General features: G+C 48.0%; 21 protein-coding genes. All 21 read right to left on the bottom strand.

Annotated elements, in window-relative coordinates; translation table 11 throughout:
• The gene (locus tag QZ209_RS12320) at positions 1–2,019 is read right to left on the bottom strand and encodes a phage tail tape measure protein (RefSeq protein WP_294348495.1); all 2,019 of its coding nucleotides are present in this window, start codon (positions 2,017–2,019) and stop codon (positions 1–3) included.
• A gap of 18 nt (positions 2,020–2,037) precedes the next feature.
• Positions 2,038–2,169 (bottom strand): hypothetical protein, encoded by a 132-nt coding sequence (locus QZ209_RS12315; RefSeq protein ID WP_294348492.1) that lies wholly within the window; start codon positions 2,167–2,169, stop codon positions 2,038–2,040.
• The gene (locus QZ209_RS12310) at positions 2,169–2,432 is read right to left on the bottom strand and encodes a phage tail assembly protein (protein ID WP_294348490.1); all 264 of its coding nucleotides are present in this window, start codon (positions 2,430–2,432) and stop codon (positions 2,169–2,171) included. Before QZ209_RS12310 ends, QZ209_RS12315 begins: the two co-directional genes overlap by 1 nt.
• 3 nt (positions 2,433–2,435) lie before the next feature.
• On the bottom strand, positions 2,436–2,960 hold the full coding sequence (locus tag QZ209_RS12305; protein WP_294348487.1) for a phage major tail tube protein: 525 nt from the start codon (positions 2,958–2,960) through the stop codon (positions 2,436–2,438).
• A 16-nt stretch (positions 2,961–2,976) separates the two neighbouring features.
• Positions 2,977–4,425 carry a phage tail sheath subtilisin-like domain-containing protein gene (locus QZ209_RS12300; RefSeq protein ID WP_294348484.1) on the bottom strand — a complete coding sequence of 483 codons (1,449 nt, stop codon included), beginning with the start codon at positions 4,423–4,425 and terminating at the stop codon, positions 2,977–2,979.
• 190 nt (positions 4,426–4,615) lie between these two features.
• Entirely contained in the window at positions 4,616–5,182 is a 567-nt protein-coding gene (locus QZ209_RS12295; protein WP_294348481.1) for a hypothetical protein, read from the bottom strand.
• Positions 5,182–5,730 carry a hypothetical protein gene (locus QZ209_RS12290; protein ID WP_294348478.1) on the bottom strand — a complete coding sequence of 183 codons (549 nt, stop codon included), beginning with the start codon at positions 5,728–5,730 and terminating at the stop codon, positions 5,182–5,184. Before QZ209_RS12290 ends, QZ209_RS12295 begins: the two co-directional genes overlap by 1 nt.
• Positions 5,727–6,026, bottom strand: coding sequence for a hypothetical protein (locus tag QZ209_RS12285; protein WP_294348475.1), 300 nt, complete (start codon positions 6,024–6,026; stop codon positions 5,727–5,729). The genes QZ209_RS12290 and QZ209_RS12285 overlap by 4 nt, the downstream gene beginning before the upstream one ends.
• A gap of 179 nt (positions 6,027–6,205) precedes the next feature.
• Entirely contained in the window at positions 6,206–7,189 is a 984-nt protein-coding gene (locus QZ209_RS12280) for a major capsid protein (RefSeq protein ID WP_294348473.1), read from the bottom strand.
• Between the two features lie 3 nt (positions 7,190–7,192).
• Positions 7,193–8,152, bottom strand: a complete 960-nt coding sequence (locus QZ209_RS12275) for a head maturation protease, ClpP-related (RefSeq protein ID WP_294348470.1) — start codon at positions 8,150–8,152, stop codon at positions 7,193–7,195.
• Positions 8,153–8,183: 31 nt separating this feature from the next.
• Complete coding sequence (locus QZ209_RS12270; RefSeq protein WP_294348467.1) at positions 8,184–9,620, bottom strand: phage portal protein; 1,437 nt, start codon at positions 9,618–9,620, stop codon at positions 8,184–8,186.
• Positions 9,620–9,847 carry a hypothetical protein gene (locus QZ209_RS12265; protein WP_294348464.1) on the bottom strand — a complete coding sequence of 76 codons (228 nt, stop codon included), beginning with the start codon at positions 9,845–9,847 and terminating at the stop codon, positions 9,620–9,622. Before QZ209_RS12265 ends, QZ209_RS12270 begins: the two co-directional genes overlap by 1 nt.
• 69 nt (positions 9,848–9,916) lie before the next feature.
• Positions 9,917–11,737 carry a phage terminase large subunit family protein gene (locus QZ209_RS12260; RefSeq protein ID WP_294348461.1) on the bottom strand — a complete coding sequence of 607 codons (1,821 nt, stop codon included), beginning with the start codon at positions 11,735–11,737 and terminating at the stop codon, positions 9,917–9,919.
• Entirely contained in the window at positions 11,727–12,395 is a 669-nt protein-coding gene (locus tag QZ209_RS12255; RefSeq protein WP_294348458.1) for a hypothetical protein, read from the bottom strand. The genes QZ209_RS12260 and QZ209_RS12255 overlap by 11 nt, the downstream gene beginning before the upstream one ends.
• Positions 12,396–13,247, bottom strand: a complete 852-nt coding sequence (locus tag QZ209_RS12250; RefSeq protein WP_294348455.1) for a hypothetical protein — start codon at positions 13,245–13,247, stop codon at positions 12,396–12,398.
• Entirely contained in the window at positions 13,234–13,986 is a 753-nt protein-coding gene (locus tag QZ209_RS12245) for a ParB N-terminal domain-containing protein (RefSeq protein ID WP_294348452.1), read from the bottom strand. Before QZ209_RS12245 ends, QZ209_RS12250 begins: the two co-directional genes overlap by 14 nt.
• Positions 13,987–14,009: 23 nt before the next feature.
• The gene (locus QZ209_RS12240) at positions 14,010–14,468 is read right to left on the bottom strand and encodes a hypothetical protein (RefSeq protein WP_294348448.1); all 459 of its coding nucleotides are present in this window, start codon (positions 14,466–14,468) and stop codon (positions 14,010–14,012) included.
• Between the two features lie 27 nt (positions 14,469–14,495).
• Complete coding sequence (locus tag QZ209_RS12235; protein ID WP_294348445.1) at positions 14,496–14,960, bottom strand: hypothetical protein; 465 nt, start codon at positions 14,958–14,960, stop codon at positions 14,496–14,498.
• Positions 14,896–15,822, bottom strand: coding sequence for a hypothetical protein (locus QZ209_RS12230; protein WP_294348442.1), 927 nt, complete (start codon positions 15,820–15,822; stop codon positions 14,896–14,898). The genes QZ209_RS12235 and QZ209_RS12230 overlap by 65 nt, the downstream gene beginning before the upstream one ends.
• Positions 15,823–15,833: 11 nt before the next feature.
• Positions 15,834–17,303 carry a DUF4942 domain-containing protein gene (locus QZ209_RS12225; protein ID WP_294348438.1) on the bottom strand — a complete coding sequence of 490 codons (1,470 nt, stop codon included), beginning with the start codon at positions 17,301–17,303 and terminating at the stop codon, positions 15,834–15,836.
• A 27-nt stretch (positions 17,304–17,330) separates the two neighbouring features.
• On the bottom strand, positions 17,331–18,501 hold a 1,171-nt coding region (locus QZ209_RS12220; protein WP_294348435.1), incomplete at its 5' end, for a DNA cytosine methyltransferase.

Below are 18,501 nucleotides of genomic sequence, written 5' to 3'. Positions count from 1 at the left end.
TCAGTACGCCCTCCGCTGCTTCTGCTGCATCATCTGATCGAACATCCGCTCAAAATCCACCTGTGATTTCGCGAGCGCTTGATCGACTTGTTGACGGACTTCTGCAGAAGTCCCAGGGGCAAGATTGATAACAGGAGCGAAGTTGATTGTCGCTCCTGCTTCTCCTCCCATCGCCGTACCGCCTGGAAGAGTTGCAACCGCCACCATTGTCGCTGCCGTTGCACGACGCATGGCATGAACCATTGGATCAGGCTTTATCGTATCGGCGATGGTTTCAACAATCCGGATCCGGTTGATGTCACGAAGTGGCCCTTCCTTTGCGGGGCTGAAAGGCAAATGGTTTCTGATTCTATTTGCGATGCTCTTGATCGCTTCAACGGGTTTCATGGCCAGGCTTTTGATACCTTCCCACAGCGATTTAATCAGATTTGCTCCTGCATCCCGCATCTTACCAGCAAGATCAACAACCGATTTCCATATCCGCTTGAAAAAAGCAGTTATTGGCCCCCAATACTTATAGATCAAGAAGGCTGCTGTTGCAATTGCCGTGATTGCTATCCCGATCGGATTTGTCAAAACCGCAAGCGATAAGACCCTGATAGCCGTTGTCACAATACCAATGACTTTCGCCAGTGCTGCTAAACCTCCTAAGAAAGGACCTATAGCCGCACCAATGGCCGAAATGGTCATCAAAACACCGCCACCAACAAGAGCAAATGTTGTCAGTGAAACAATAACACCACCAATCGCCCCCGCTGTTTTCGGGTTTGCCAAAACCCAATCGTTCATTTTACCGACAATACCATTGATCTTTTCCAAAATGCTCGGAAGATCAACCAGCTTTGCAAACATCCCACCGATGTTAGAGACAAGATTCTCAAGCGTCCCGGACAAAGTGCCCCATTTTTCCTTTGTCCCGGACATTATCTCGTCGATCTTTTGCTGCATGCTTGCCTGCTTCTCCATGCGGTCAAGCATTTCGTCGAATCCTTCAACCCCTTTATTCACAAAAACGGAGAGAGGGCGAGCAGCTTCTTGCCCAAAAAGTTTTGTAAGGACAAGTAATTGTTCCTGAGAAGTTAAAGAGCGTAGCTTTTCAAGCTCTTTTATCATTCCCCGAATCCCAACAAAATCACCTTTCGCATCAAAAAAGTTAAGATCAATTCCTTTTGCATCGAGAATCGGAGCAACCAGCTTTTTCACTTTACCTGTCCCGAGACGAGTTTCGACCTCAGCCATACGGGAAAGCGCCATAGCGAGGCTCGTCCCTGCCGTTGAGCCCTCAATAGACGACATTGCCATCAGGCCGATTGCTGCGCTTACATCTTCACCCGCTTTCACTCCTTGTACACGTAGAGCTTTCAGTGAGGCTCCCATGTACTTAAATGATTCGAATAAATCCTCAACCTCAACACCGCCAGCACCTTTAAGGCGCTGCAATGTATCCATGAAAGCCTCGGTATCAGTATCAGCAATGCCCATCGCTTCAGCGAACTTCGCAACATAAGTTGCCGCTTCAGCGAAAGGAACCTTCATTAAAACGGAAAACTTTGCAGCCGCTTCACCGTATCCGTTAAGGATCATCTTTGTCTGAATCCCCTGTTCACGCAAAGCTGTGAACATTTCGACCATATCCTTTGTTGATCCGGGAAGCTCTGTGCCGAGACGTTCAGCAAGGCGGGTTAATTTTTCATAGTCTTCCCCAACCTTGCCTGTGCTATCCATGAGCTGGATTTTCAACCGCTTCTGTGCTTCCTCGAGAGTGGCATATTTAGCAACAGTCGCAGTAATTCCAGCAGCACTAACAGCGCCGAAAGCCATCATCGGCTTTCCAACACCATCAAGCCATTTAGCCTGTCGAGCAAACTTATCAACTTCGTTTCTCAGGCGGGTGAATTTACGAGTAACTTTGTCGGTAGCTTCACCGACATTACTGACCGAATTGGTAACCTTTTTTATCGGACCGCTGATCCTGTCCACAAGGGACATGACCATGCTTATTTTCATATTCTCGGCCATGGAGATAATAGATGTGATTTACTGCGATTGTGATTGATCCGCTTCGCGCTGTAATGATTCCCGCAGATTTTCAAGCCAGAAAAAAGCCTCATTCGGCGACATGGCTTTCACTTCACTGAAAGACATACCGCCGTGACGAGTCAAAGCCATTACTGCTTGTCCCCATCCACCGCCGATGGGGCCACAGCGTTTCCCAATTCCACCATATCTGTAGCAGAGAGTTTATGTAGCTCTTCTGCAGGTAGTTTTTTGCCATCGAACGTTGCGACCTGGGAAAGCAGAGCAGCAACGAACTCAACCCCTTCGGCTTTTCCTGTCACCCTCTGAGCTTGAATCAAATCCCCGACCGTCGCTTCTCTAACCTCAACTTCTTTAAACTGCAAGAAATTTGATTCCACCTTTGTAATTTTCATCCGTTAGCCTCCGATTGCTTTTTTGTATGCCTCGAGAAGGTCAACCTCCCCGATTTTGTAAATATTTGCCAAAGCGTCTACTTCGAGTATTACCTGCCCGTCAATCTCCATCTTGCAGTAAGTGACACTCATTGCCGTCTCTGCTTCGACGTTATCGCTCTGCTTAAACCCGCCCATCGGGAATTTTTTAAACGAGCCGGTCAAATAAACTACAACAGGAACCTCATCCGTGCGACCGGCATTGCCGTATGTCGCCAGCGCCCCCCGAACCTGCATTTCGGCAGCTTTAAACGGGTTCGCGATCTTCGTCAGAACATCGGGATAAAGCGAGTTCCACTTAAAAGTGGCCTCCATTTTATCGATGCCGGACGGAAACTCAAGTTTTCCCTGCATACCGAGGGCTTTATGTTCAGACATGGATACGTTGACCTCCGGCAACTTGCACTCGTCAACTTTCCCGAGCAGGCTGTTCCCGTCGATATACACATTCGCGTTCGTCAGGCGTTTTATTTCAATCTGCTGTGGCATTATGTTTTATCCCCCTTTATTGCAGTAGAGCTTTCAAAAGCTCGATGTTGATATAAGATTCAAACGTGATCCGCTCCGCTGGTGTCGGCGGCATAAACTCAAGATCAAACGTCAAGTGCCCGGCAGCAAGCTCGGTTTCAGAATTCTTCGCCGGATCAAAGACACACATGCCGTCGATCAGCGCTCCGCGCTGAATCAATGTTCGCATAAAACCGTTCACACTTTCTCGAATGCTATCAATAAGAGCCAGGTTGATAGGCCTGTCCAGGAACTGCAGCATCGAATACTCAAGTGACTCATGCAAAATATCCGCCGTCCTCTGAACGTTAATGAAGTTCTCAGGCGAAGTATTGGTCGGAAAAGCAGCGGACCGGTTGCCCCAGGTACGAATACCCGATCCGAACGAGTTGAACAGCGTCACTATGCCGACCTCGTTTAATGCGTTTGCCTCCGTTGTGCTGTCGTTGATCAAGGCAGTAATCGGTGTTTCCATACCGACAATGCCTTTGATCTCCGTATTCGACGGACTCCACCAATACCCTTTCTCGACATCTTTTGCAGCAATAACGCCAGCAAGACGCTGCGAAAGCGGTTCGAGAACCTCCGTATTCGTCGCTGTATCGTACCGTTTGACGTGTGGGAAACAAAGTATGGCCCGCTTGTTCGATGTATTGAAGTTGATAGATCCGGAATTCCCGCGCCCCGTGATTGCCTCTGCAACCGTCGTCCCGATGGGTGCGTCAATAAGCGCCATTGCCCGGAGCTTATCAGCTACGACAAGCATCTCCACAGCTACGGCATTCTGTGTGCAGTAGCCAGGGGCAATAATCATCTTAGCCACATAACCGAAAAGGTTGTAGGTATCAATGAGAGCTTGTAGCCCGGAACGGTTTCCATCGACATCGACCTCACCGATAATGTCAGAGGCGGTTATTTTCGATGGATCAAGCCACGAGTAATTCACCTTCACGCTTGCCCCCGATGCAATTGCCCCTGTAGAAATTCGAGTGATTTTACCGTTCGCCTCATCCACCGTGTAATCATCACCAGCGACATATGTTGTGCTCCCAGCATCATTTTTAACAACCACACTCGACACCTGCGGGTGGTCAAGAGTCAGGATTTCATCAGCAGAAAAGGTTTTTTCTTCGGCAGTAACCGCAGAAACATCACTTTCCGGATCGATCGTATTGATGACGATACAGATAGGACCATTCCCTTGATCAAATATCGCGTCAAGTGCTGCCGGAATGGTAAAGCCTGTTCGATTCGTGCCGAAAAACTTTGCGGCATCAACCGGATTTCGAACAACGACTGGTTCGTTTATAGTCCGGTCTACATTTGCAACATCAAGCATCGGGGCAGTTCCCACAAGGCCGATCACTGCGGTTTTAACACCTGTGATAGGACGCGGGCCTTTTTCAATGATTATGGTTTCGACACCATGTAAATAATTCGCCGGCATTATTTTCTCCGATTTGTTTCTTTAGAAGACATTTTTACCTCCCGCAACCAGCCTTTCCTGATAAGGCGCTTTGTGTACTCGTTATCAGGTGGCATTGACACCACCCCATCGGGAATAAGCATAATGTCGATTATGTCATCGCCTTCTTTTAAGCTCACCCCGGACAACGGACCCGAATAGAGATACTTTTTCATTCGATAGTAGTTATGTTCTCGATCCAGCTGTCAACAGGCTGGTCGGAACGGTTATGGACATCACGCTTGGAACTATCCGTTAAGCACGATTTATGGCTATCGGCAATGGTTATTTTCGTGATCAACGGCAATACCTCTTCTTCGCTATAATTCAGATATGCTTCCTGTTCCCATTCAATCGACCATACGAGATAACCGTCCAAGTCAGGCTTGAAAGCGTCTTCACCAGCATGTTTCAGGTTTATCGGCCCGAGGTTCGCAGTCTGCGGAATCCAGTCCCGCAAAGCCCACCATGCCATGCCCGCGAACTCTTTTAACTCAACCCAAGCGTTCGGCAGGTTTGGATCGACAAGAATAAGTGCTTCGAAATTCAGATACACCCGACTGCGGTCACGGGCATTACCAAAATCAGAACTCGGCTCAATACTGTTCATCTCAATCAAGCAACCCGGGAGAGAGGTAGCTCGGCGGGTTTTGATTGCTGGTGTAAAAGCCTCAACGGTGACACCGGTAAGTTTTTCACTCAGATAACCGATTAATTCCGTGTGCAGCTCAGTCAACATTACAGCGTTCCTTGCTCTTTGTGCATTTCGTACCTGAGTTCCCGTATTGCCAATTCCCGCATTCTTGCAGGAATCAAAGGCTCTATTTTTTCCATTGCCTTGTTCGCTGCTTCATCGATTTCAACTTTTGAACGCATAATCGGGAGCCGTTTTTTCGTAGTTCTCTGATAGAGTTTTCCAGAATACTTCGAGTTTTTAGATGGCATAAACGCAGTCGGAAACTTCCACTTTTTAACCCGATAGCCTTTTGACATCCTAATCGGCCTGGCTATCTTGTCAGCTTTGAGCGGGTCGATACCAAACCAGACCTTTACAGCCTTTCCACCATCGCCACTTTCACGCCACGCTTTGTTATACAACCGTACTCTATGCACAATAACTTTGCGCTTAACCCCAATGTCTTTTACCTCACGCAAAAGGTGGGTTCTCACCCACATCGATGTTTTTCGTACAGCTCGTTTCAGTGCACGCTCAATTGCTGACGGTGTCAATACTTCAGAAAATTCAAAGAACTCTTCATCGTCAAAATCGATCTTAACCGGGTTCATTCTTTGAGCCTCAATTCCAGTGTTGTGATGCCGGTTCCTTCAGGGTAGATATTGACAACAGCAAACGTTTTACCACAAGACACCACTTCCGAACCTATCACAACCGCACCTGCGAAAACATCGCCTATGCGAAACGAATAACCTTGTAATCCAGTCATTCCACCAGACAAACCGGCCTGATCAACAGGGGCAGCCAGTTCCCCCCGGACATCCACCCCGTCAATCGTCGCATCATCTAATAGCCGATCTGAGATCTTTGCATCAGCTTCAGCAAAAATTTCCCTGAATCGCTGCATCACTTCTTGTCTCGTTTTGACGGAGCAGGTTTTCTCCCTACTGCCTTCACCTGTCCTTCCTGCTTAGTATCACTTACCTTCCGAGCAGCTATTTTCGCCCGATCCTCCGCTTTTTTCTTTTCCTTTGCGGCACGTTTCCGCGCCGCGTTAAAAAATGCAAGTCCCATAAAGCACCCCCCTTACGCTGCAGCAACTCGATGCTTGAAGGCAACGACACGAATGTTCTTGGGATTATAAACCCTTGACCAATTCGTGCTGGTCTCCAAATCTGCCCGAGTTGGATGCCCACCGTTTTCATCACCGGCTGATATTTTTGCTGATCCAACCCATTTCACACCACGAAGATGCAGTACAAAATGACGGCGTGTAATCAATATGTCTGTCCCCGCGAGGCTGTCACGGTCTGTCTCAGCTGGCACTTTCGGATTCCCCTCGGCATAACCGACAGCACCAGGACCGAACAAATAGGTAGTGTAAACACCGTTTGAAACCGGGCAACCGTCATCGAGGATCACCCTTTTCCCCTGGTAAGTCGGGAAAGACTTTCCGTCACTGCCTTTGACCGTTTCGATCAGATCATCTATGTACAGTTTTGAATATGTCTTTGAATGCATAGCAACCGATGAAAGCAATTCGAACTTGTCACCGAGTACAAAAGATGCATCTGCAAAAGAGACCTTATCAATCACTGCCGCTCCGGCAGCCAAAGCGGAAATATCGAGGATATTGCCGGACATGTTTGCTGCGGCAAACACTCCCTGAAGCTGAGAAATGACACGATACTGCATATTGCGATTCCAGAACCCGGCAACTAATCCTGCAATTGCATCGGCAGGGTCTTCATGATCGACGTTGAGCGCTGCGGCCAGGTCTTTTGCGGCAAACGGCTTACCGAGAGCCTGCATAACCGCTACGTCCTGACCTGTACCGATTTTCGTAGGAGTCAACGGCTTTTGATCTGAAAGCTCTTCAGCCTCACCCTCGAGGTCGTTCCAGAAAGGCATGTTTACCGTTTCGCCGCCCTGATGAGTCCCGACTTCGATTCGCGCATCAGCTTTGACAAGCTCCGACTTAAACAAGGCGGATGTTTCAACTGATTTCTGAACCACATAGGGGGCCCAGACTTCAGGCACGATAATATCCGCAATTCTCGTTTCTGGCATTTTTTATTTCTCCTTCTTTTTTATGTGTTTAATCGCATCATTAACCCTGTCTGCTGCCAATAAGGAACGAACTGTAAAATTCGTTTTTGCAGCCTCTTGAAGCTCCTCATTGATGTCTGGTGCGGTAGTCACTCCAGCCTGTGGTGTTGGTGTAATTGCAAGCTTTGCAAGCATTGCACGAACTTCATCAGGTTTTTTTCTATCTTTCAGCCATCCTGCAGCACGGTCTGACTGACCTGCAATCTGGCAAAGCTCAACTATTTCAACGGCATCAGCATTTGCACTCTCAAGAATGGCAAGGGTTTTGTCTTGAGTTTCCTGACCTTTTCCCGGTTCATCGCCCGAATCATGATCAGGGACAGGATTTTTCGTCGGTACTGTACCAGAAACATTTGCCTGTGGAAGCTCAAACTTAACCGGACAATCATCTGCCAAGCATTTCGGCATACGAGCGAGCGCCGCTATCTTGACGGCATCAACAACCGTGTCAGCGAATCCCATCTCAACAGCCTGAGCGCCATCGAGCCATGTTGATTCATCGAGCATGGTTTGTATTTCCTCAACATCTTTACCGCTTCTGCCAGCGTATACCTTCGCGCATGTCGCCTCGAACTGGCGAAATAATGATGCTGCATCTTCAAAGTCCTTGCTTTCACCGCTTACAAAACCCCATGGATTATGGATCATGAGGAAAGCGTTTTCCGGTATTTTGATTTCATCACCTGCCATGGCGATGATAGACGCGGAGCTTGCAGCAAGCCCCGCTATCGTCACAACAACTTTCGAATCGTGCATTTTCAGGGCATTGTAAATAGCAAGCCCGTCCATCATGTCGCCACCAGTCGAATGAACTGAAACGTTGATTTCCTCGCCTTCTGGACAGCCTGCAAGCTTTGCCATTACTTCTTTCGCGGAAATACCGTCCCACCATCCGCCTATTTCACCGTGTATTTTTATATCCATTTTTCTCCCATGTTGAGATTTTCAGTAAAACTTAATCACCCTCTTTTTTTTCTGCCTGTTGAGAGATTTGTAGCCTGCTCTCTCGCTCTTTATCAGCAGCTCTTTCCTTATCTACTTGGTCAGGATCGTCTCCACGCTCCATAATCTTTGCCGTCCTCGATGTGAGACCAGCCTTGATTTCTCGATCCTTTGTCTCTACATCCTGCAGAGGATTGATGTACGGCCATGCTTGCGGATTCCATTTGACTTTAACATCGATGTAGTCCCTTATTACAAGGGCATTGAGCACTGCAATCTGTGTGAATTTTCGCCACACAGGACGACACAATTGATGGATAACATTATGCCGTTGGTCCTGCTGTAACTTTCGGCGGAAGACCCCAAGCGCTACACGGACCGTACGATCATTGACCGCGCTATAATCGCCCGTCAGCAATTCATACGGAAGGGCATTGCCAGAGGCTATTTTCTGATTGTAATGTTTCACAAACTTCTCGTACTCTTCGCCGAGCTCGGGAAGATCCGGAAACGTTATTTCTTCTCCTGGAAGCAACGTGTATCCCGATCCTGCATGTAACGTCGATTCTTGCACCACATCAGGATCAATTTTTTCTCCCGTAATCGGATCTTTTCCCGGCTCTACAGGCTCTGGACGGCGAATAAAAGCCGTTAAGGCAGCTGCGATTTTTTGCCTTTCCAGAGTGGCTTCATCGAAATCATCAAGCTGCGAGATTGTTTGTAGTGTTCCGGATAGCCTTGGAACTCCACGTAACTGTCCCGGCCTTCTCGGTTTGTACAGGTGCAGCATTTCATCAGCGGGCACCCGAACCATTTTATCCTCTTTATAAGAGACCACACCAAAAGCACCTCCGGCAGCAAAAGGGTAATCACCGGGATGTTTTTTCAGCATCCAGTATGCAACACGCTGACCGCCTTTGAATTCGATACCGCTAAAGATTTCATTTCCATTGGGTGCTTTACCATTCGCCAGCGGTATCATATCAGCTTCTATGAGCTGAATTCGAAGAGGTACAATGCCGTTGCCGTCATAAGGCAGCACAAGTAATCGAGCGAAACATTCGCCTGACTCCTTCCATGCCCGAACAGCAAGGTCCTGCAAACCGTAGAAATCCAGAACCCCATCAAAATCCGCATGCTCCCGCCACTCATCCCACAAAGCAGATAGCTCTTTCTTTACTGTATCGTCAGCATCAGGTAGCGGGGTTATCCCTACGCCGATAAGTTCCGAGCTGTAAGTATCAACCGCATTGTCAGCGACAGGCGCATTTCTCGCCATATCGCGTGACCTGGCACGTAATAGAGGGAGATAGGGTAAGTTTGCTTGATTCGGACCGGCGTTACTGCTTGTGTTTGTACCGAACGACCTGTTTGGCCGTCCGCTTTTCCAATGCGCTTTCGGAGCTGCCTGTCTCTTTTTCTGGTTTTTCTTTTTGTGCTTTTTCCCCATCACAGCCCCCTGTACCTGATCGTTCGTACACGACCGGACGAGGCCGGAAGCTGTGTTTTTAACCTTGTGAGTTCAACTTGCAGCTCAGGCAGACTGATTTCAGAATACTTGATCGTACGATCAGCGAACCGTACCTCTGATACGCGGTCGCCACTCGCAAATTTCTTGATAGCGGTTTCAACAGCAACGATGTCAGCTTTGAGTACGGCAAGTTCTTCCTCTGTCACGGATACCCCTCTCTTTTTAGGTTTTACCCGTAGCATAAAAAGAGGGGGTAAATTTTTCCTGTGTAGAAATTACCTCTTGACACCAAAAGAGCGCCTTTTGACCCTTCGCTCCCTTCGTGCAGCTTTTTTCTCAGGTTGAGGTTCTCGAGGTGCAGGAGGAGAAACAGTTGCAAGTTTTACGAATTTCAAGCGTTGTAACGCCTCCAACGCAGCAAAACCGTAAACCATACAGTCCCAAGCTTCGTTTCGTGCCCCGGATTTTTTCACCCAGGAACGAACTGGGCGACCTCGGCGGTCGTACTTGACAACACGGCGCTCAACAGTTAACTGCTCGAAAAATTCCGGTGATAAATCAGCAGCAAACCTGATCCTCCCGGGACCCTCAACAACAGCCAAACGAGCCCGAAGCATATCTTTTACCGTATCAACACCGATGCGCCAGACCTTATGTCCTCTGTATTTCCGGCTTTTGCTTGCCCGGTCCGGCCAAATAGGTTTCGGGCCATCGACACCTTTTATTGCATAAATATCCCGTCCGTACCGTGCTGTACAGAACGTGTATACCTCATTCGTGTGGTGACCGCCGGAGTCAACACACGCAGCACGGATTTTCAAAAATCCACCAGTCTCTGTTTGCCGCTCTGCAAGCAGCCATTCATCAAGCGTCTGCCATACCTGGGGAAATGCGGGGCTTCCCTCGAACACTCGGCGGGCAGCAGACAGGCACTGCCCATTTTGAGCCCAGCCTAAAAGCACGGCTTCAAGGCGATCATCCTGAACGTCAACACCAGCAGTAAGAAGAACGGTTTCTGCAGGTAACATAAGTTCCCGCCAGCTCTCCCGTCGAGCTTGCAGCACATCAGCAACCAATAATTCGCCGTCTTTGTCCTCCCATGACAACCCCATAGAGGTGTTCCACCAAGCTTTTTCACGCTCCGGATTCCCTTTTGCCTTCAGGTAATCTTCAACAACTTCGCTCCATTTTTTCCACGGACTATAAAGTTCGTTAATGTGAAACCCGGCAATCCCCTTAAATTCCGCTGTCGCAACCCATTGCTTTTGACTGAGCATTTCGAGCTTGTGCGACTCCTCGATAAGGACACCACATTTCTCACAGGCATAAGCAGCGGTTTCCGGTTTTCCATCATCATAGACAACACGTTCCCATTCGAGGGTTTGTTCATGCCCACAATGCGGGCAGGGGACATAACACTTACGTTTGTCTGATTCTTCATAAGCCGCCTCGATGCGGCTCATACCTTTGATCGTCGGGGTTGAAAACAGCCCGATCTTACGGTTCCAAAAGTTGTTTGTCCTCTTTACACCAAGCGTTACCGGATCACCATCAGCACCTGCACTATCCAGATAACCGTCAACCTCATCAAACAAAACGATCCTGACCGGTCGTGAACGTAACCCTGTAGGAGAGTTTGCGCCGGCTAAAGTCCAGTGCCCACCCGGAAATTTCTTATGTAGTAGTGTGTTCCCGCTATCACGGCTTTTTGCATCTGCAATAATACCTGAAAGCACAGGTGTATCTCGAACCATTGTCGCCGCACGGTCCTTCGAAAACGCCTCAGCTATATCAAGCGTTGGCTGCACAATAAGCATAGGTGACGGGTCGTGTTCGGCGAAATACAGCATCAGGTTCAACACAATCTCAGATTTCCCTACCTGTGCCGAACTCATCATTACGACCGTGTGAACATCCGGGTCGTTGAATGCATCCATTATTTCGCGCTGGTACGGAGCTCGATCGGTATTCCACCTGCCGGGCTCTGGAGAAGCCTCCGGAGATAATCGTCGATACTCATCAGCGTGCTCTGAAACCTTAAGAGCCTTCGGTGGTGCAAAAAAGCTCAAAGCCTTTTGTTTGACTTCAGCTATCATCAGGCACACCGTCGCCTCCTTCCGACAACTCTATCAGAGCCTCGTTGACAATTTCTCTCGCTTCCTTTTCAATTTCTGAGGCAGGTTTTCCAGAACATACCGAGGCAATCCGTGTCGGAAGAGACAACATTTTAAGCCTGGCCGAAGAAATGATGTCACTCCAAGCCTGACGGATATCATTAGCCGGTATCAATTCTCGGCGCTTTCGCTGCTCTTCCATTTCTGCATTATTGGCCTGGTGAAACGTCAGTCGGGCACGTTCACCGTCGTAATCGTAGTAACCAGTACCATCTTTTGCAATCCCAAGGCCACGACGAAAATCATTGAGCATCCATTTTCCGAATTCCTTACAAGGATATTGCCCGTTCTTATCCTGTAATGGAGGATCTTCCTCTTGACTACGTTGCCGAATCCTTCGAGTTGTCACCCCGAGTAATGCTGCAGCCTGAGGCTGTGTCAAGACAGTTTCATCAGGGCTGTTTTTGCCAGTTTTTTTCATTTCATCCTGCATATATCTGATATAAGCCGCCGCACACTTCACTGGATCCCAGGCATTATGCTTTGCTTTTTTTATAACACCCCGTCCCTCGAGAACCCGAATTTTAGCCTGATCGATATTCAGAAACCGAGCAAGTTCAACAGTTGTAACCTCCGCCATCTACTTCTTAAATTTTTCATCCAGAATCACCGGAACAGCAGTCGCCCATGATATTCGATGGTGAAGCCTCCTATGTTTCGACCCCATCAATCGTATATCCACACAAGACGGCGAATACATAACCGAGTAAAAAGATTTAACATAAGTCCCGCTATCGAGATATAGATCAGTCATGCCCCCAGCATTGCTTTGCGTTTGCTTTTGCTGGATCGCAATATTCGGGACCGTCAAAAAAAGCCCACCTCTTCCCCCAAGGTTGGTATACGTATTCACATCCTCGTTGATTCTCCCAAAAAATTGAAACACTCTATCCGTAGAGCAGATAAAGGTATTCATGCACTTTCTGCGCAATTTCTTTTCCGCAAAGTTACCGACTACTCCACCGACAAAATCACCTCCCTGGGCCATAGCCACAGACAAAGCCGGTGTCGATTTATAGAAATTCAGCATCACATCAAGGACTACATCCAGCCGTTTCATGGACCAATCGCCATACTCATCATTTGCATTGAATTTGAACCGAAAGTCTGTATAATCATCATCCAACTGCATGAAATACTTGATCCCCTTTTCATCCGCGATTTGAAACGTTGCATTTCTCGCATAGATTATCGCCCGCCGGTCTTGAAAATTGTCCCCTTCGTCAAACGTTTTTGCTATTTCTGCTTTATCAAACACAACCACCTTATCACCGAATATTTCCCTGTACTGATCCGCCGACTTATCCTCATTGTCGATGACAATAAAAACCTTTCCCGTATACCCATGCTTCTGAAGACTCTTGTACGTGATGACATTATTCGGTCGACCGTGCGTCAGAATGAAAACAGCAAAATCTCTATTCTTCATCATCGCAATAGTCCTCCAAAAAAATATCTTCCAGCTCTTCCGACAGTTTCACATATCCGTTTTCAATCGCTTTCTCAAAATCGATTATCACTAACGCAGACCTTTCCATAAGATTCTGTATCGTAGTATCAGAATGCGCATAAAAGTCTGCGATCTTTCTGTAGTCAAAAACGTTGTGTCTTTGTGCAGCCAAAATCAGAAATCGCTTTGTTTCCTCATCAACTTCTGTCGCCTTGATTTCCTCAATCAGCTCGATATATTTCCCAGTATCACACAGTTCCGATACCGCAGGCTTTTCATTTTTTGGTTCATATATCGGCGCTTGGATCTTTTTCGTGTACTCACCATCAACCCCGGATTTATCAAACTCAATCTCTTCTTCAGTAAACTCACTCAGATTCAACCCCCAATCCAACAACTCTTCTTGATCCCAGCTTACTAACGCATCCAGATCCCATTCGCCAAAGCCAACATTATCCTTTATGATAAATTCTCGTTTTTGCTCTGCTGTCAGCTCTTCAGCTCGTTTTACCCACAAATCCGGTATCTCATCATATCCTAATTTTTGTAGGGCCTTATACCGCATGTTACCCCCCATAATCATTGATTGATCATCTACAATAATCGGGCGTAATTCCATCATCTGCGGGAAATCTTTCAGCGACCTGCAAAGCCGCTCCAGTTTATCTTCATCGATTACCCTTGGGTTATCCAAATTCAGTTTTAACTCAGTTAGTCGCATACTCCAGACTTTATTTTTTTTACTTATTGGTAGGAAGTCGGGGAACTTCTGTGGCTAACGCTTTTTCGGGGGTCAGCCGCCCCGCACCCCGTTTCACTCCCAGGGTCCCCAGCGTCCTTAAGGCGCTTTTGCTTCGACCGCACAAGCACCTTATGTTTACTCACAATCTGCTTTACCCGCTCTATTGACACCCCGAGAACTCTCGCGGCTTCCCGTGTACTCAGACCCTTCGACACCAGCGTTATAGCGTCAACCTCAAGCTTTATGTGCTTCAAGTTGAGCTTCGGTACTGTGATCGTCTGTGATCCGTAGACGCTCTCGAGACGCTCGAAGGCCTCAACCCCAATCACCTTACAAATGAGGTGTTGAGTATTTACCTTGCCAGGTACGTAAAGCGTCTGGCCTCCCCATCCAGCTATGATGCGTAAAGCAGCCTCAAAGCCGATGTTATTCACGAGTTGTTCAGCAGCACTGTTGTGCATCGTAGAGCTATCCTTTTCCTTTTTCGTTTACGTTTTCACTACCCACCGCTTGAGCCCATACTGTTGTACGTCCTCTTTCTTGGCCCACCTGGGCTTGTCAAGGCCAACATCTACGGGTTCGTAATCATCCCATGCCAGCTTTCCTTCGTCGTGCAGATAGTTCAGCTCGCGATACGTCAACACTTTCACGCGCTTATCGAAACCGATGAAGTTGGCCACGTTTGGACATTTATCCCAACCCTCGTAGGTGTCTATCACATTATGCACAGCATCGGTCGCACGCCTATTTGTGAACCCATTTGCAACCATGCGGTCAATAATCAGCCTTCCTACCCCATTGGTCATTTTCGGGAATGCCTGCAGTAGTAGATTGTAGAGGTTCTCCGTGGTTTCACCATCGAGCAAGCCATCTGTGTACAGTATCAGCTCATTCGCTTCTGTGTCGTAAGCCGGGATGCTGTTTAATCCAGTCAATTGTTGACCGGTACTCATCAAGTGAAACACCTTTTTTTGTTGCTGTTGTACTGCCTGTGCCATTGCTTTGCTGTTTTGAGTTCATCATCTTTTCCAGAAAAACATCGATGTACATCATTTTCTGCTTGTCGCGTTCTCTCAGTTTGAGAGGGCTGAAGAAGTTGGTCGACCAGAATGGGTCACCTCGAGCCCACTGTATCGCTCGTAGCATCTCTTCCACGTTGTCACGGTTATCGATCCTCCGTAATTGGTCCCATACCTGTGCCCATGCATCGCGATCAAACTTGACCGTTTCAACAGTGATTGTTCGAAACCAGTCTGCGAATTTGTAAGCCTCCTTCCTGAACTCCGACTCCAGAAAGGCTTTCGAGAAGGATTTCTTGCCTTCCGGTTGCGGAGGTGGCGTTTCGGAGGGAGAAGAGTATTCCTCTTCCTCTTCCAATTCCCTTTCCCTTTCCAATTCCCTTTCAGCGTAGGGTATGCATTGGGTACTGATAGGGTATTCATAGGGTATCGATAGGGTATCATATCTTCTCAATACCATATCAGCCAAGGCTACAGGTACAGATTTAAGTGCCTTAGCTATGCTTTGAATGATTTTTGGAGAAGTTGAGGACTGATGCTTTATGAAGTTGACAACCCAGTAATAACCCTCATGTTCAACAAGCTTTTTCTTATCGCATAGCTTGTCGATCAGAGGCTGAACACTGTCTATACCTGTCTCAAACGCCATTTTACGCGGCGATATGTGGAGAATTCCCGCGTTATTGGTGTGGGGGCATGAGAAGAGATAGAGGTAAAATAGCTTCTCTTGAGGTGTTAGGCTCTCTGTGTAAGGGTCGTTCCAAAAGCCGGCGCTTATTGTCCTGTAGTCTGCCATGATGGTTACTGTTATGCTGCTGTTCCAAGCCAATTTTTACCTTCGCAAGCGACCTGGTTGAAGGTTGCCCAGAGGTCTTTATCTTTCCATTCGAGATGCAGGGTGCCTTTCTTATACCACTTCAAGCGGAAAAACTCACTCTCGCCCTGCTTGTGGTTGTTCTTGTCCTCTACGGCATGCTCAATCCTGCGTATCGTGTCATAATTCTTGCCGGATAGGTACGCCATGACGCGATCGATGTCGCTCACGGTGTCACGCTGCGCATTCCATCGAATGCGATACGTATCACCGCTCCACCCGCGCTCGACCGCATAGGGAAGAATTACCTTACGGTTGACACGCCACATGTCGTTCGTTTTCCAGCCCTCGACGACCATGCGGTTTTCTTTGTAGTACGTGGTCATTTCATCAAAGACTTCGACACATGCCTGTTTCATGATCTCATCTTTGTTGTTGACGAGGTTCATCATGAGCGCATGGATATTCTGCCGGTTGAGGTCCATGCCTCCCTGTTGCTTTTTCCACTCCTCGAAATCGCGCTGAACCTTCGAGGTCATGTATTTCTCGATATTGAGCTTTCGCAGTATCTCAATCCATGCCTCTCGTTTGTAGGCTGTCACGAAGGCATTGTATTGAGACTTGATTGTTTTGCCGCTTTTCTCCGCTTCTTCCGTTAAGTCCTTAAGTGATCGACGATAATCATTGATTAAGTACCGGGAATAAAACTCTACGGCTTCACGAGCTCGTAGATATTCCACAAATGCAGCCTTTGTCTGGTCGTAAGTATTCAATAATGCACCAAGGAAGTCGTTGACAGCCATTTCTCCATTGGCTTGGACTTTCCTATCATCGATGTCGAAACTCTCACTCTCTATCGGCGTGAAGTCAAACTTGAAGCGGTCCTTTGCGGGCTCCTTATACAACCACACAATGGCGATTTCGGCGTTTGTTTTGCGCTCTGCGGTACTGAAAGCATTACCGATGAACTCGACCTCTCCGTTCTGATCGATGATGTTCTTGAGCAGTTGCCGGTTTTTTGTGTACGAGTTGCGGATCGTCTCTGCGTTTAGTACACACGCTATCGCACCGCCTTCAAGGATTTCCCAAGCATGCAATAAATGCTGGTCTCCATTGCTGAACGGCGGATTCATCAAAATGATGTCATAGCTGTAATCCGGTTTGTGCTGGAGGAAATCGCTGTCAATGACTTTGTACCCCTTACCGTGCAAAACGCTCTGCAATTCAGGATTAAGCTCGATTGCGTAACAGCTTTCCTTTCGTGCCATGTTTGAGGTATACTGCTTGCCTGCGATTTTTTCGAGTATATCACCCTTCCCTGCCGACGGCTCAAGTATTTGGGGATCATCTCCGAATCGCTGTGGATCGAACACATTATATCCGTAGACCACTGTTGTCAACGGTGCGATCATTTTGTCGATCACCTTTATTGGGGTAGGGAAAAATTCTGAATCAAACATCATGTGTAAGGTTGTGTAAGGTTTTCATAATTATGCTGCTACGGTTGCCTTCATTTCCGGTACGTTTGCCTCAACAATCGCCTGAGCGATCGGCGGGCAAACGCTGTTTCCACACATCCTGACCTGCGCTGTCTTCGTCAATGCTAAACCTTGATCTGGATTGTCGCCGATGATGTAACTATCTGGGAATCCTTGAGCACGAAACAGCTCTCGAGGGGCAAGCATCCGCATGCCTATATCAGTAATCATGTACTGCTGACCCTCAACAGTCACAAGCCCGAACCTGTCCTTGGAAGTGACTGTATGCAATGGTTCTTCAAGGCGCGGGTCCTGGTCCGTACCATAGTATTTGATCAGAAAAGCCCTGACCTCGGCAAAATGGTTACCTCCTGCACTGATCGTTCGCAGCGGTTCATTATTCGGCTGACCGATATTATTGCCCCTGAATTTGACAAGATTGCTCGTCATCAACGTAGACTTGCCACCTCCATTGCCTGTAACAGTCCCCAAAGGAGCCGTTACCGGATGCCCTACACTTTGGCCGAAATCGCGCTTAATATGTGCCGTCACCAGGCTGTGATGGTCGACGGCCGTCACTGTTCCTATGGCATCACGCAGATCTGAACCGACAACACCGGAATAATGCTTTGCGAGAAAAGCCGTGACAAGGGCATGCCTGTTTTCTGTTGTTTGTGTCCTAAGTGCCGAGTTAATTGAGCTTCCCCGTACCTCATTCGTGTGCTTCTCACCGTAATAGGATGAGATAAACGGCTGAATAAGCGCAAACTCACCTCTTCTTGCCGCCGTAACTGTACGCAACGGCTCATTGATACCGTGTACTCTGTCCGCGCCTTGATGTGTGACGGGCACAATAAACGGTTCCGGTGCATTCACTACGTATTTCATGATCCCCTTTGCAATCCGTCTGCATGTAGCCTCGGCGAGTGGACGTTTGCGCTCAAAGATCGATGGCGTAGGGATAGACCAGTCTATGCATTCAGCAGCGGTTCGATACGGCCGTAAACCTTCACCATGTGTCGGTTCTGGCCACACAATAGGTAAGCCATCGCGCCTGGCAATCAGGAACAGGCGTTTGCGGATTGTCGGAGCTCCGTAATCACAAGCCCTGAATTCGCGCCATTCAACATGGTATCCGTTTTTACGCAGAGCGTTCGTAAAAGCCCCAAACTCGCGGCCTTTG

It is taken from the genome of Prosthecochloris sp. (genome assembly GCA_015482705.2).
Lineage (GTDB): Bacteria > Bacteroidota > Chlorobiia > Chlorobiales > Chlorobiaceae > Prosthecochloris.
Note: the sequence above shows the minus strand (reverse complement) of the source record. Positions and strands in the feature narration are given on the sequence as shown.